We start from the raw sequence: 14304 nt of genomic DNA on the forward strand, positions 1-14304 counted from the left end.
TCCGAGAAAAAAGTGGTTAAAAATGGTGATTCCTTGTTAAAACTATGGCATAATAGATAATGTCAGTTATAAACATATTTAATCAGTAGTTGGAAAGAAGTTGATGAACATATGCAATTGGAAATAGATAAATCCTCTTTACATATTTATGAAGCTTTAGCAAGCAAGGTAAGATTGGAAATTATCCAGTTATTATCTAAAAATAAAATGAATATAAAAGAACTCTCAAGCGCTTTAGGCATTAGTAGTCCAATCGTAACAAAGCATATTGAGAAATTAGAAAAGGCCGGTATTATTCGAACCGAAAAAATACCTGGAAAGTCAGGTTTACAACGGATTTCGATATTAAAAGTTGATCATATTGAAGTGAATTTCCCGAAAAAAATCTATCATTCTTTTGCTACATATGAAACAAGCATCCCAATTGGTCATTATACAGATTACAAAGTTTTACCTACGTGTGGGCTAGCAACTAATAAAGACTTTGTAGGTCCAGTCGATCAAACAAAATACTTTATGGATCCTAAACGAATGGATGCCCGAATATTATGGTTTACGGAAGGATTTGTTGAATATAAAACACCAAATTTCTTGAAAGAAGAAGATCAATTACAGCAAATGGATATCAGTTTTGAGATTTCTTCCGAGTTTCCATTTTCTAATGAGGTGTGGCCATCTGATATAACGTTTACTTTAAATGATATGGAATTAGGTTCATGGCAGAGTCCTGGTGATTTTGCTGACACCCGCGGGAAATACACTCCTGATTGGTGGCCACATAACATTAATCAATATGGCGTGTTTAAAACCATTCGGATCACTTCTCATGGTACCTATATGGATGGTGAACCAATGTCAGACGTTACGATTGATGATTTAGACACAAGCGTTGATGGTTGGAAATTCCGTGTAGAGGTAAAAGAAGACGCTGAACATGTTGGTGGTGTTACGTTATTTGGAAAAGGATTCGGAAATCATGATCAAGATATCAATTTTAAATTATATTATATTTAAGATTGTGATGATGTATTGTAATTATCATGAAACCTTGTTTACATACAAACAGGGTTTCATTTTTTTATGTTAGGTAAGCATAAAATCCCAATTGTGTAGTAGACGAAGTGAAGATTTTGGTACTAAATGTGAGGTTGTATAACATTTATCTATTTTTTTACAGAAAATAAGCTTCACATCTCCTTATCAATCCTTTAAAATAATAGTAGAATAATGTCGAAAATCCAACTAACAAGAAAAAGAGGGAACTATCATGAAAAATACCGTCATTATTGCGGATGATTCGCGCTTTATGAGACGTTGGCTAAAACAAATCATTGAGAATAGTTCATACCAGGTTATTGCAGAAGCAACTACTGGTTTAGAAGCAGTAAAAATTTATCAGCACTATCACCCTGATATCATTATCTTAGATATTGTTATGCCTAAATCAAACGGATTAGATGCATTAAAAAAAATCAAAGAATTAGATCCACAAGCCAATGTCATCATATCATCTTCCCTCGCAACACATAATAATGTAACTCGAGCTCTGCAATATGGCGCAAAAGATTTTGTTGTAAAACCAAACTTTAATAAACTGATAGAAATTATGAATAATTCTCTAAAATAAAAAGAGTTTGCGACACAACATTCACTTACCTTCAAAAACGAAGAATGTAATATACATTGATACGCAATATAATCACACCGCGACATAACCTTGTGGTAATTTTGCATGATGTAAGTGTGTAGTATCCGCTCCGGCTTGACCACTCCCCTTTCCATGGGGTTTTTCCTTCAGCTATGTCGGTTTGTTCCTAATATGTAAAAAAATCCAAACGAATCGAAGTTTATTCGTTTGGACTTTTGTGATGAAACATTCCTTTTGTTCCAGTCGCTTCTTATTCATTTTAAAATAGATCGAAGAATGTTTCTTGTCCTAAGTGTTGCACGAATTTATCTGCTAATGCTTTTAAATCAGTTGACTCATCTAAATAAAGCCATTGATCATCTTTTTCACCTGTATATGATTTTCGTTCAACTTGGAACAACCTTGTTTTTTTATCTGCTAACGAAAAACACAATTGTGCTTCATATGTCTTGTATTTAGGATCAGATAATGCTTCCACGATTAACGGATTCTCATCAAAAGGTACAGGATTTTCATACGTATACAGATAAATACTTTTCTGTCTGATATCTAATTTATAATCCCTGATTGGACTATTAGTTTCCATACTTTTCTTTAAAGTATTAACTTCTTCAACTGTAATTTTTCGCTTTGACTTTTTAGTTAAAAATACTCTACCATTAGGATGTTCATATATTTCGTAACCCTCAGGAATACTATTTAAAGATGTATCTGGGTCATCCTTCTTAAAATAATAACTAGGATTTCCTTTTTTCGTTTTCCGTACATGCAAAAAATATTCATCTCCACGAAAGTTCGTATATTGTACTGTCATATTTACACCACCTTTAGTTTCATAACCAATTCTTGCTCACAAGTCTTTTGCTTTCATTAGTATAACAAAAATCTAGATAAAGTGAAACTTTGAAAGATACGAAATCTTGATATTTCCCAATGACGGAATTACAGTTTTTTAAACTATTTAAAACATCCACTACAATGTGATATACATCACATTGTTTTGTTATCAGATTTGATATGCTTTAAATAATTATAAAGGAGGAGTCAAAATGAGAGAATTCCAACTGACGGATACACCAGCAGATATTGTCAAAGTCTATCCTAAAGCAAGTGACTTTTTCAAAAATGCGAAAGTTGATTTTTGTTGTGGTGGTGATCAACCACTTCAAACGATTTTAGATAAAAAGAAAAAGCCAGTAGATGGTCAGCAATTAATTTCTTCTATTAACCAATCCTTTCAAAAATGGAAAGAAGCGGGTAATAAAGAAGTAAACTGGGATGAAGTTTCACCATCAGAAGTGGTTAATCATGTTATGCAACACCACCATCACTATCTAAATGAAGAATTAACACCACTAAGTCAATTTGTAACGAAGATTTATCGTGTTCATGGAGCGAATCATCCACATTTGGAGGAGTTATATAAATTCTATCATCAATATAAAATGGAAATGGAAGGTCATATGATCGAAGAAGAACGTGATTTATTCCCTCTATTCGAACAATATGAAAAAAATCCGACAGAAGCATTAAAAAATCAAATTCTAAACCTAAATGAAACGATGATTCAGGATCATGAATTCGTGGGTGAGCTGATTCAAAAAATGAATGAAGTCACTAATAATTATACTTTACCTGAAGGTGCATGCAATTCGTATCGTATCACCTATGAAAGGTTAGCTGAATTAGAACATAACACCTACCAGCACATTCATTTAGAAAATAATGTTTTATTTAAATTTGTATCGTAAGGAGCATCTTGCTCAGCACTCTTATTATTTCAAATAAATACGCTAATTGAAGTGTAATAGAACTAAATATTGGGAATAGTTTAAAGAGAGTTATTAGCAAAGGAGTGCTTACAGATGGAAATTAAAATTTCTGATGAAGCGATAAAGTGGTTTAAAAATGAAGTGGAAGTAAGTGATGGGGATACAGTCAAATTCCAAGCTAAATACGGAGGATACAGTCCGATACATGAGGGTTTTTCATTAGCCTTCTCTTTAAACGAGCCACTTAAAGACACCATTACTTCTAAAGAAAAAGAAGGCATTACATTTTTTATAGATGGCACAGATGCATGGTACTTTGAAGGTTACAACTTACTTGTTAATTATGATAAAAAAGCTGATGAAGTAGCTTATGATTATGAAGAAAGCACTAAGTAAAGAGGCTGGGACAAAAGAATTGTAAAATTAAAAAAATCCAAACGATTCGAAATCTATTCACCACCGAATCGTTTGGATTTTATGCGTATTAGAAAGGTAATACGACATAACTGAGATAACCATTTTGAAATAATATATGTGCATAGAAATCGCTGCGGCTTGCCCACTTCCCTTTCCGTGGGGTTTTCCCTTCAGCTAACTTTTCCAAGCACAAACCGCATGGAAAAGTTAGCTGAGGAGAAAAAACCGCGGAAAGTGAAGCGGACAAGCCGGAGTGATTGCAAAGCACATATAATATCTCATAATTACCACTACAATATTGTCGCATAAACCTTTTTTTACGTAACAATCCATATTGATTTGTTCGTGTTTTAAGTTATGAACAATATTTATGTCCCAACGTCTTTTTTATATAATCAAGTCGCGAGTCAGAATAGATAATAAATATCCATTCATATGTTAAAATAGATACGAGTTAAAACTAAACTGAGTATGTCTTCACGACATAGGATCATATACAGGAGGTATGCTAATATGAGTAAGCAAGATTTCCGAAAAGCGATGAGCAAATTCGCAACTGGAATAACAGTAGTTACAACAGAATTTGATAACGAGGTGCAAGGCATGACTGTAAATGCCTTTATGTCTGTTTCATTAGATCCTCAGTTAATTACAATATCACTTGATCATAAAACAAATTTTTATCAAAACGCGGATAAAATTAAACGTTTTGGTATCAGTATTTTACGTGAAGAACAAAAAGAAGTATCGATGATTTTTGCAAAACAGATCGATAAAAAATATGATGATTTTGTATCTTTAGATGGAATCCCGGTAATCAATAATTCCTTAACCACTTTAGCATGCAGTGTTGTCAATACGGTAGAAGCAGGAGATCATATGCTGCTTATCGCAGAAGTTGATAAAATTAAACTTGACGAAGGAAATCCAATTATTTATTACAATAGTGGATATCAAAAAATTTCTGAAGAACAATAGCTTCATGGAGGAAGAAAATGGCGATTCTATCTATCCTGAGTAAAAGTGCAAGTTTACCAAAAAAAGAGGCCATGTTTTGGCTTAATCGAATTAGTATGCGCGATACACTTGTTTATCTTTTTCTCTTATTTTTTATCAGTTTTTTACCAAATGTCTTACTTATAATTTCGCAATTTGAATCAACAGAGTCTCAAATTCCATTTAGTCAATACTTACTTCAAGTCATTGTGTTTTATCCTTTCTTTATGATGTTCTTGATTGTCACTAGCATTTCTATCCTTGCACTGGGCTCTTGGTTCTTAAAATGGGTATGTCAACGTAAACTTGCATACCAACAATTATGGAAGATGACTTCTTATGCATTATTATGGCCATTACTGATTTATCATCTACTTTTTTTTACCAAAATTCCCATAACTTTGAGTTTTATAATTGGTTTAACATTGCTATACATCATCTTATTTAAAATGATTATTAGTTATCCAAAAAGGAAATGAGGGATCTTGATTTGAGCGGAAATAATTGGAGAATTAGCAATAGTTCTATTACCCAAGTTGATCGATTTAAAATAACGATTGACGAGGTATTACTTGCCAATAAAGAGACACAAAATTTTTCTTATATTGAATTTACAGAAGGGGTTTGCATATTAGCGATCACCGAAGAACAAAAAATTATCACATTAAAACAGTATCGTCATCCATTACAATCTACAGAGATAGAGTTTCCCGCTGGCATGATTGATGAAAATGAAGAACCTATTGTTGCTGCCGAGCGTGAATTACTGGAGGAAACAGGTTATCACACTGAGCATTGGCAATCCCTTGATTATTTTTATCCTTCACCCGGATCAACGACAGAAAAAATCCATTTATTCTTAGCTGAAAATGTTAAAAAGGTATCCCATCAACAATTAGATGAATTAGAAAATATTGAAGTAGAAGAAGTAGAAATAAAGGACTTCTGTCGTTTAGTAGAAAAGGGGAATTTTAGACATGGTGCAGGGTTAGCGTGTTGGGCCAGGTACCTTAGTAAAACAAATAATTAAAAACCTGTTTCGTCTATTGAAACAGGTTTTTTGCTTATAGCTCTCAATAAATTAATTTACGATCATTTCTCTCACTTTTGTTATTTCTTCATTCGGTACAATATAATAATAGATACCATCAATAGTCGTACCAGATCCTTGCATTTGATAACTATTCATGTTTCTTCTAGTATTTGAATAACCACTCAATAATGATTTCATATTATTAAAATCTAAACTCGTAGACATGTTATTTCCCATTATATCTATCATCTCATCTACTTTTGTTACATTCGCTACGTTGGCGCCTTGATCAATAATTGCTTGAATAACTTTTCGTTGACGATCCGTTCTCCCAAAGTCACCAGCAGGGTCTTGCTTACGCATCCTTACATATGCAAGAGTTTTATCTCCATCCATTTGTACAGGACCTTTGGTAAATTCATACTTACCGTCATTCCATTCAATTTCGTTTTGGACAGTGATCGCGCCAACTTCATCGACTAACTCCTTTAAACCTTCCATGTTAATTCTAACAAAATAATCAATCTCTATATCTAAGAAATTTTGTACCGTTTGTACAGACATATCAGCTCCACCAAACGCATATGCATGATTTATTTTATCTTCAAAACCTTTACCAGCAATTAATGTACGAGTATCCCGTGGTATACTTATTAACTGCATTTCTTCTTTTTCTGGTTTCAAAGTCAAAACCATTAGGGCATCAGAACGTCCTGAATCGTTACCACGTTGATCCACGCCTAAAAGTAATATATTCAGTGGTTCTGCATCCTCAGTTTTCTTTGTAACTTTTTCGGTGTCTATTGATTCTATTGGATCGTGCATTCTTGTATTAAATGTATCTTCTACATTGTTAATAATGGACCAAGCATATCCACCAATTGCTAATATGATAACAAATAATATGATAAAAGGTGTCAATATCCACCATTTTTTTGACTTTTTACGTTTTGTTCTTGTTTCCACTTTTTAATCAACATCCTATCTTTATATACTTAACAATACCTATTTATTATAGCACAATGTTACTACAATAAGTAAACTATTATTTGAATAATTTAACAATAAAATCATATATTTGTAGTTCACTACTACCTACTTAACCACTCATAGTTAGTGTGAAATGAAATAGATTAATCACAGAAAAAAGTTCCAAAACACCACCCCAGCTATTGCACAGAATAAGGAATGCTGCGCAATAAATGATGTGGAAATTTTGACATGATGTGTCTGCTTAGCAATCGCTGCGGCTTGTCCGCTTCCCTTTCCACGGGTTTTTCTCCTCAGCTAACTTTGGTAAACAAAAACCGCTTACCAAAGTGGATCTTCGGATAAAAACATCCCGCAGGAGTAGAAGCGGACGCCTACGCTATTTTGATATTTTACAACGCTAACATGAGGTAGCATTATGCTATTTCTCTCATGTAAAAAATTCAATGATGGATTAACAGCTCAAGATGTTAGCTGTCACAATATTTGTAGAGCAAATATATTAGCGCAGGCCGCCCACTTTCACTCCTGTGGGAACGTTTTACCTGAAGATCCACTTTTTTTAGCGTTCTTTGCTTAAAAAAGTTAGCTGAAGGGAAAACCCCACGGAAAGGGAAGTGGGCAGCCGGAGCGGATGTTTAACGGACAATACATTTCAAAATTACCATTTTGGCTAATACATACACATCATTTATTGCGCAGTATCTTCCTCCTACGCTGCATTTTGTGGGATGTTTTGTCTGTTTTTAGTTACAAAAAAAGAAGTATTCCTACTTATCTGGAATACTTCTTTTTTAGCTATTAATCTAGTTCTATCCAGCGTCTTTCTTTAGCTGATTTTTCTACTGCTTCAAGCACTTTCTGATTTCGAACACCATCAACGAAATTTGGGCTTGGTTGATAGTTACCGTGAATACCACGGAAAAATTCATCAATTAGATGAATAAACGTATGTTCATATCCAATAATATGACCTGGTGGCCAATATGCACCTGCATATGGATGAATTTCTTCTGTACAGTTAATTAGACGAAATCCTTGCAAACCTTCCTCATCACTTGGAAAATAAACTTCAAGATTATTCATATTTTCCATGTCCCAGCGAATCGAACCTTTCTCACCATTAATCTCAAATTTATTTTTATTACGATTACCACCCGCAAAACGCGTCGCTTCAAAGGTACCAAGTGCTCCATTTTTAAATCTAGCCATAAAGGTAACAGCATCATCTACCGTTACTTCTCCCATCTTACTTGAATCACCTTTCGCACTTAAACCTCCAGTCATTTCCCCGATTGGTCGCTCTTTTATAAAAGTTTCCATCGTTGCTGTCAGTTCACTAAATTCACCAACTAAAAAACGTGCCAAATCAAGACTATGTGCACCAATGTCACCAAGAGCACCTGAACCGGAAACTTCTTTTTTCAATCGCCAAACTAGTGGGAAATTTGGATCCATGATAAAGTCTTGTAGATAGTTAGCTCGCCAATGATAAATTCGTCCAATCCGACCATCATCTATTAATTTTTTTGCAAATTGAACAGCTGGGGCAAAACGATAGTTATGACAGATCATATGCTTTACGCCATTTTTCTCAACAGCTTCGAGCATTCGTTCTGCTTCTTCTACTGTCAAAGCTAATGGCTTTTCCGTAATAATATGTTTGCCGGCTTCAGCAGCTGCAATCGCTATTTCCGCATGTGTGTGATTTGGCGTGACAATGTCGATGACGTCTATATCATCTCGTTCAATCACTTTTCGCCAATCTGTTTCATAGCTTTGCCATCCCATCTTTTCTTGAGCTTCTTTAACTGCTTCTAGATTCCGACCTGAGATTACTGCCATCTCTATCTCTAAAGGATTATCAAAATAAAAGGCTAAATCACGATAAGCATGACTATGCGCTTTTCCCATAAACTGATATCCAATCATCCCGACTCTAACTTTTGGTTTTACGCCCACCAGATATCACCCACTTTTTCTTCGATTAATACATTTTTGAGAAGGTCAACTGCTTTTTCTAAACCTTCCTCAACAGACATTAAACTATCTTCGTGTTCAATACTTACTGTTCCTTGATATCCAATTAGTTGCAGGGCACTAATAATTCGTCGCCATTCTTCTTCACCATGGCCATAGCCTATCGTGCGGAAAATCCAGGAGCGATGTAATTCGTCTTGATAAGGTTTGGTATCTAATACACCATTAGCAGCTGTATTCTGTGGATCAATCGCCGTGTCTTTGGCATGAAAATGGAAAAGTGCATTATGCTCTCCTAACTCCTTAATGCTAACGACTGGATCCATTTGTTGCCAATATAAATGACTTGGGTCAAAATTAACGCCAATTTGTTCCCCACATGCCGCGCGTAACTTTAGCGCTGTTTCATTATTATAAACCACAAAACCTGGATGTGGTTCAATCGCTACACGAACCCCATGCTGCTCTAAAAATGTATTTTGACTTTGCCAATATGGAATAACTTTTTCCTTCCATTGCCATTCCAATACTTCTGGGTGATCATCTGGCCATGCTGCAGTTACCCATACAGGATATCGTGAGTAATCGGATTCACCTGGACAGCCTGAAAAAGTAACAACTGTATCTACTCCGATTTTTTCCGCTAATAAAACCGTCTGTTCGAATTGTTCATGGTGTTTTTTTGCGATTTCCTGATTTGGATGCAATGGATTGCCGTGGCAACTAAGTGCACTTATTTCGATATTCCTTTTGGTAAATGCCTCTTTAAACTGTTGTAGTTTTGATTCATCTGCCAACAATTGAGACGGATCACAATGTGTATTCCCTGGATATCCTCCAGTTCCTATTTCGACCGCATCCAGCCCCGCTTCTTGCACATTATCTAACGCTTCCTCCAATGACTTATCACCAAACAATACAGCAAAAACACCTAATTTCATGACGAATCACCTCATCCTTTTATATTGTAATATTTTGATTAGTGCGAATTTAATCGCACTAATACTTGAAAGGGGTTAACCTTTATTCCCACTCTTACAACTATTTATCACTTTAAAGGAAATGTACTCTCAATAGAATCTGCAAGTAGAGGTTCTGGTTGTGGGCAACTGCTCGAAAGAACTTGGTGTTTCCCCTCATTCGATGCCTCATGAATACCATGCATAATGTCCAATACATGAAAACCTAAGCTTCCATCTACCCGAGATTTGCTATTAGTTTGAATCGCTTGTACCATCTCTGCTACACCTAGTCCTCTACTATTTTCGGCATACCCATGGGCCAACTCTACCTCACGCCATTCTTTATCATCATGTCTTTTTACAAATACCGGACCGCCAAATGTATTTGGATCTGGTACTGATAATGTTCCTTCTGTTCCATAAATCTCTATATTTGGCAACTGGTGATGCCAAGTATCAAAGCTCATCACCATTGAAGCGACTGCACCATTTTCAAAATCTAATACACTATTAATCTGTGTTGGTACTTCTACTTTTATTTTTTCTCCATATTTCTCTTTACTTGTAATCGTTCGTTCTTTGTACGTTAATTGCGCCGATCCAGTTACCCTTGCAACAGGTCCTACCAACGCTATTAATGCTGTAATATAATAGGGACCCATATCAAACATTGGGCCACCCCCTGTTTGATAATAAAAGGCTGGATCTGGATGCCAGCGTTCATGACCTGGAATCATCATAGCAGCGGTTGCCGAGATTGGCTTACCAATTGTTCCATCATCAATCAGCTTTTTACATGTTTGAATACCTGCACCAAGGAAAGTATCTGGCGCATTACCAATGTACAACCCTTTCTCTTTGGCGACATCGATCATTTTTTTGCCGTCTTCTTTGGTGACGGCTAACGGCTTTTCTCCATAGACATGTTTACCATTCTCTAGCGCTTTAATTGCAATTTCGGCATGGACGGCAGGAATAGTCAAGTTAATTACTAAATCAATCTCAGGATCTTCTAATAATTGATCAGTTGTATAAGCTTTTTCGATATCGAATTCTTTCGCACGTTCGATTGCTCGATCTAAAACTAAATCAGCTACTGCTTTAATTTCAAAATTTTCAAATTGAGATGCATTCTCTAAATAAATTTTGCTAATATTTCCACAACCTATGATACCCACATTCAATGCTGTCATCGAACTCCTCCTATTTTCGTAGTGCTTCATCTTTTTTACTATTGATGTATGAATGTAACCGTTATCTACTTGCCCAAACTAAGCCATTTTTCATTAATTCCATAACTTGTGGCATTCTAACAATTTCAGCTACATGACCTAATCCACAGTAATAGACTTTTCCTTTGCCCCACTTTTTGGTCCAGACTACGGGCATGTCCACTTCACCGTTTGTCTGATAGGCACCTTCCGCTACTGGAAATCTTGTCGTCGCATGGACATGAACAGCAGGGTCAACATGCATATAATATTGTTCAGACACAACTGTGAAATCCTCTAAATCTTTCGTTAACGGATGATCAGGATCTTTGATATGGACGTTGTATGAAACACCATCATTACCAGGATGTGCAACCCATTGACCGCCAACCATAAACTGATAATCTACTTCAAAGCGAAAAGAATCTCCCATTCCACCATGAAGGCCAGCTAATCCAGTCCCTTGTTCAACGGCTTTTAGTAAAGGTTGTAATTGTTCCTGTTCGATCGTTCCTTGTGTCCAGTTCGGAACGATAAGATCATATTGTGTTAAATCATCTTCTTGTAAGGTGGATAACGTATCTGTTATCTTGACTTGAAACCCTTCTTTTTCTAGAATCCCTCCTAAAATATTTGCTACTTCCTCTGGCTCATGCCCTTGCCAACCACCTTGAAATATAAGTGCTTGTTTCATTTTTATAACCTCCTAGTTATTATCTATCACGGTGCTAACCGTCCGTAATACCAAAGAAACTAAGTGAGGGGTAAACGGACGGTAACCTTCTGATAAGTTTAGTTATCAATCAGTCTCACTTTATGATTCTATGATTCGATAGTCAAAATAATTAAAATCTGCATGCTTTTTCTGTCCACTTAAGTCTTGAGCAGCCATTCCCACAAATGTACCCGTGAAACGAATATAGTCGGCATCATCATCCGAGAGGTGCCCGATATCAATGGCATTACCGATTTCAATCCAATTATTTTCTTGTTTTGCATAATAAAATTGGAGTAAATGACGCTTAATCACTGCTTTTAAGTAAATCGGTTGATCATTTGGTAAAGCAATATCTTTATCTAAAAGTTCATCATATTGTCCATATTTTGTTTCAATGATGCCGAGACATTTACCTAATTCTTCATGTTCTGTCACTCTTAAATAAACATGGTCATTTGTATCATAATAAATCATTAATCCTGCCATTTGCTGAAAATTCTCTGGATCATATTCCATTTTTGTTTCGACTTCCACATTAAAATGTTCTAACCTTCTCATTATCATACTTTGTCGATGGAAGGAACTCATTGATTCTTCTCCATACAATCGTAAAGACCCCGGACGATCTGTTAACGAAAACCATTTTTCTTCAAACGTTCTTCTTAATGAATTCCAATACAATCGAAGTTTAGTATCTTCAAAATCATCTTTGTTATCTATTAAAGTTTTAGGGACTTCCGGTAAATCAGGTGCCTCGATTTCATTGCTCGGATTCGGTCCGTTTACTACTCTTATCCAGCCGTCTTCCGTCCAATAACATTTTTGGATAGCTGTTTCTCTTCCTAAAATACATTTGTCATCTATCACTGGTCGTCCACATAGATGTACCATATACCATTCACCTTTTTGTGTTTCGACCAAACAACCATGTCCAGCTTTCTGAAGTTGATCTGTTTGTGACTTATCTGAGGTAAGAATAGGATTCGTTGGATCTACTTCATATGGACCAAAAAGTGATTTAGACCTGGCCATGGTTGCGGCATGTGTATACCATGTACCTCCTTCAGCTGTTAGTAAATAATAATACCCATTTTGTTTATAGAGATGTGGTGCTTCCGTTAAACCTAATTCGGTACCTTTGAATATATTTTGAATCGGTCCAACTAATCGCTGCTCCTCTACCGAATATTCTTGTAAAGCTATTCCTGCAAATGAATTCGTTCCTTTACGATGGTCCCATATCATATTGACGAGCCATTTCTTACCATCCTCATCATGAAATAATGACGGGTCAAAACCGCTACTATTTAGATAAATCGGATCTGACCAAGGCCCCTCAATACTTGGAGCAGTCACTAGATAATTGTGGGTATCTTTGAAAGCACCTTGTCTGCTTTTCACATCAGTAAAAATCAAATAAAATAAACCATCAGAATAGGAAAGGCATGGTGCCCATACTCCACCTGAATTGACATCCCCTAACATATTTAGTTGAGAAGAACGTGTTAAAGGATAACCTATTAACTCCCAGTTGCTTAAATCTTTTGAATGATAAATTTGCACACCTGGAAACCATTCAAATGTAGATACTGCAATGTAATAATCGTCTCCCACTCGAACGATGGATGGGTCTGGATGATAACCCGGCAAAATCGGATTTGTTATCGTTTTCATTTTTTATTTCAACTCCTTTTCTCAAACCTAACTTAGCTATCATTATAACTAAGTTCAATCGCAAAACAAAGTATTTTGGCAACATTTCATAGAAAAAATTTCGATCATTTGCATTTCAGCTATAGAAGGAAGATAATATAGAAAGAACAAAGATTCTTGGAAGGAACGTGTCTATATATGGGTTCAACGCATGAATTTTCTGTGAGAGAAGAAGTGGCTAATTCTATCACACATGGTATTGGAATGGCCTTAAGCATAGCAGGATTAGTTATATTAATCGTCTATTCCTCTTTATATGGAACAGCTTGGCATATCGTAAGTTTTACCTTATTTGGAGTGACCATGGTTTTACTATATACCTCTTCTACTCTGTTACATAGTCTCCCAAAAGGAAAAGCAAAAAATGTTTTTGAAATATTGGATCATTCCTCGATCTATTTCTTTATAGCGGGAACATATACACCGTTTTTATTTGTGGTCATTCAGGGCACATTAGGTTGGACCCTTTTCGGAATCATATGGGGCTTAGCAATTGGAGGAACGATCTTTAAAGCTTTCTTCGTTAAAAAGTTTTTGTTTTTCTCAACCATTCTTTATGTTGTAATGGGTTGGTTAATCGTATTAACTTGGAACCCGCTAGTAGAAAATTTACACCCTAATGGAGTGATGCTTCTTGTAATTGGTGGCGTACTTTATACTGTAGGGGCAGTATTCTACGTATGGCGTGGATTCAAGTATCACCATGCATTATGGCATTTATTTGTATTAGCTGGGACCATTGCACATTTTTTCTGTGTTTTGATTTATGTATTGGCGATAAAGTAAGACGTTAATTGAGTGATAGTTTTAAACTCACACAAACTCTGTGAAATTCATCAGCAGATTAGCGTCCAATTATCCCCA

At 35.6% G+C, this 14304-nt stretch carries 15 protein-coding genes; 8 read left to right on the plus strand and 7 right to left on the minus strand.

Features of this window, described 5'->3' with window-relative positions:
- The first annotated feature begins 111 nt into the window (after positions 1 to 111).
- Positions 112 to 1014 carry an ArsR family transcriptional regulator gene (locus tag BN3107_RS14550; protein WP_058308365.1) on the plus strand — a complete coding sequence of 301 codons (903 nt, stop codon included), beginning with the start codon at positions 112 to 114 and terminating at the stop codon, positions 1012 to 1014.
- A gap of 253 nt (positions 1015 to 1267) precedes the next feature.
- Positions 1268 to 1627, plus strand: a complete 360-nt coding sequence (locus BN3107_RS14555; RefSeq protein WP_058308366.1) for a response regulator — start codon at positions 1268 to 1270, stop codon at positions 1625 to 1627.
- A 280-nt stretch (positions 1628 to 1907) separates the two neighbouring features.
- Here BN3107_RS14555 and BN3107_RS14560 read toward each other — a convergent pair whose 3' ends face one another.
- Positions 1908 to 2462, minus strand: coding sequence for a hypothetical protein (locus tag BN3107_RS14560; protein WP_058308367.1), 555 nt, complete (start codon positions 2460 to 2462; stop codon positions 1908 to 1910).
- Positions 2463 to 2697: 235 nt separating this feature from the next.
- Between BN3107_RS14560 and ric the strand changes: the two genes are divergently transcribed.
- The 5 genes from ric (at position 2698) to BN3107_RS14585 (ending at position 5863) form a co-directional block, all read left to right on the plus strand.
- Complete coding sequence (gene ric / locus BN3107_RS14565; RefSeq protein ID WP_058308368.1) at positions 2698 to 3399, plus strand: iron-sulfur cluster repair di-iron protein; 702 nt, start codon at positions 2698 to 2700, stop codon at positions 3397 to 3399.
- 114 nt (positions 3400 to 3513) lie between these two features.
- Positions 3514 to 3816, plus strand: a complete 303-nt coding sequence (locus tag BN3107_RS14570) for a HesB/YadR/YfhF family protein (protein ID WP_058308369.1) — start codon at positions 3514 to 3516, stop codon at positions 3814 to 3816.
- Positions 3817 to 4350: 534 nt separating this feature from the next.
- Positions 4351 to 4815 carry a flavin reductase family protein gene (locus tag BN3107_RS14575; RefSeq protein WP_058308370.1) on the plus strand — a complete coding sequence of 155 codons (465 nt, stop codon included), beginning with the start codon at positions 4351 to 4353 and terminating at the stop codon, positions 4813 to 4815.
- Between the two features lie 17 nt (positions 4816 to 4832).
- Positions 4833 to 5312 carry a DUF1189 family protein gene (locus BN3107_RS14580; RefSeq protein ID WP_058308371.1) on the plus strand — a complete coding sequence of 160 codons (480 nt, stop codon included), beginning with the start codon at positions 4833 to 4835 and terminating at the stop codon, positions 5310 to 5312.
- Between the two features lie 11 nt (positions 5313 to 5323).
- Positions 5324 to 5863, plus strand: coding sequence for an NUDIX hydrolase (locus tag BN3107_RS14585; protein ID WP_082631323.1), 540 nt, complete (start codon positions 5324 to 5326; stop codon positions 5861 to 5863).
- Positions 5864 to 5914: 51 nt separating this feature from the next.
- Here the strand turns inward: BN3107_RS14585 and BN3107_RS14590 are convergent, their stop codons facing one another.
- From BN3107_RS14590 to BN3107_RS14615, 6 genes are all read right to left on the minus strand, one after another.
- Positions 5915 to 6832, minus strand: a complete 918-nt coding sequence (locus BN3107_RS14590; RefSeq protein WP_058308373.1) for an LCP family glycopolymer transferase — start codon at positions 6830 to 6832, stop codon at positions 5915 to 5917.
- An 825-nt stretch (positions 6833 to 7657) separates the two neighbouring features.
- The gene (locus BN3107_RS14595) at positions 7658 to 8818 is read right to left on the minus strand and encodes a Gfo/Idh/MocA family protein (RefSeq protein WP_187371035.1); all 1161 of its coding nucleotides are present in this window, start codon (positions 8816 to 8818) and stop codon (positions 7658 to 7660) included.
- Complete coding sequence (locus BN3107_RS14600) at positions 8809 to 9777, minus strand: sugar phosphate isomerase/epimerase family protein (RefSeq protein WP_058308374.1); 969 nt, start codon at positions 9775 to 9777, stop codon at positions 8809 to 8811. Before BN3107_RS14600 ends, BN3107_RS14595 begins: the two co-directional genes overlap by 10 nt.
- Positions 9778 to 9884: 107 nt before the next feature.
- A complete protein-coding gene (locus BN3107_RS14605; protein WP_058308375.1) occupies positions 9885 to 10991 on the minus strand; it encodes a Gfo/Idh/MocA family protein in 1107 nt (368 codons plus the stop codon).
- A 61-nt stretch (positions 10992 to 11052) separates the two neighbouring features.
- Positions 11053 to 11703 carry a ThuA domain-containing protein gene (locus tag BN3107_RS14610; protein ID WP_058308376.1) on the minus strand — a complete coding sequence of 217 codons (651 nt, stop codon included), beginning with the start codon at positions 11701 to 11703 and terminating at the stop codon, positions 11053 to 11055.
- 120 nt (positions 11704 to 11823) lie between these two features.
- A complete protein-coding gene (locus BN3107_RS14615) occupies positions 11824 to 13401 on the minus strand; it encodes a glycoside hydrolase family 43 protein (protein WP_058308377.1) in 1578 nt (525 codons plus the stop codon).
- A 177-nt stretch (positions 13402 to 13578) separates the two neighbouring features.
- On the opposite strand from BN3107_RS14615, the gene trhA reads away from it, so the two are divergent.
- Complete coding sequence (gene trhA, locus BN3107_RS14620; RefSeq protein ID WP_058308378.1) at positions 13579 to 14226, plus strand: PAQR family membrane homeostasis protein TrhA; 648 nt, start codon at positions 13579 to 13581, stop codon at positions 14224 to 14226.
- Positions 14227 to 14304: the final 78 nt, after the last annotated feature.

This window comes from Gracilibacillus massiliensis, from assembly GCF_001458115.1.
Lineage (GTDB): Bacteria > Bacillota > Bacilli > Bacillales > Amphibacillaceae > Gracilibacillus > Gracilibacillus massiliensis.

What these genes read in the sequence shown, in the direction of transcription:
- BN3107_RS14550 (WP_058308365.1), top strand. Translation starts at nt 112, where the DNA reads ATGCAATTGGAAATAGATAAATCCTCTTTACATATTTATGAAGCTTTA.
- BN3107_RS14555 (WP_058308366.1), top strand. Translation starts at nt 1,268, where the DNA reads ATGAAAAATACCGTCATTATTGCGGATGATTCGCGCTTTATGAGACGT.
- BN3107_RS14560 (WP_058308367.1), bottom strand. Translation starts at nt 2,462, where the DNA reads ATGACAGTACAATATACGAACTTTCGTGGAGATGAATATTTTTTGCAT.
- ric (WP_058308368.1), top strand. Translation starts at nt 2,698, where the DNA reads ATGAGAGAATTCCAACTGACGGATACACCAGCAGATATTGTCAAAGTC.
- BN3107_RS14570 (WP_058308369.1), top strand. Translation starts at nt 3,514, where the DNA reads ATGGAAATTAAAATTTCTGATGAAGCGATAAAGTGGTTTAAAAATGAA.
- BN3107_RS14575 (WP_058308370.1), top strand. Translation starts at nt 4,351, where the DNA reads ATGAGTAAGCAAGATTTCCGAAAAGCGATGAGCAAATTCGCAACTGGA.
- BN3107_RS14580 (WP_058308371.1), top strand. Translation starts at nt 4,833, where the DNA reads ATGGCGATTCTATCTATCCTGAGTAAAAGTGCAAGTTTACCAAAAAAA.
- BN3107_RS14600 (WP_058308374.1), bottom strand. Translation starts at nt 9,777, where the DNA reads ATGAAATTAGGTGTTTTTGCTGTATTGTTTGGTGATAAGTCATTGGAG.
- BN3107_RS14605 (WP_058308375.1), bottom strand. Translation starts at nt 10,991, where the DNA reads ATGACAGCATTGAATGTGGGTATCATAGGTTGTGGAAATATTAGCAAA.
- BN3107_RS14610 (WP_058308376.1), bottom strand. Translation starts at nt 11,703, where the DNA reads ATGAAACAAGCACTTATATTTCAAGGTGGTTGGCAAGGGCATGAGCCA.
- BN3107_RS14615 (WP_058308377.1), bottom strand. Translation starts at nt 13,401, where the DNA reads ATGAAAACGATAACAAATCCGATTTTGCCGGGTTATCATCCAGACCCA.
- trhA (WP_058308378.1), top strand. Translation starts at nt 13,579, where the DNA reads ATGGGTTCAACGCATGAATTTTCTGTGAGAGAAGAAGTGGCTAATTCT.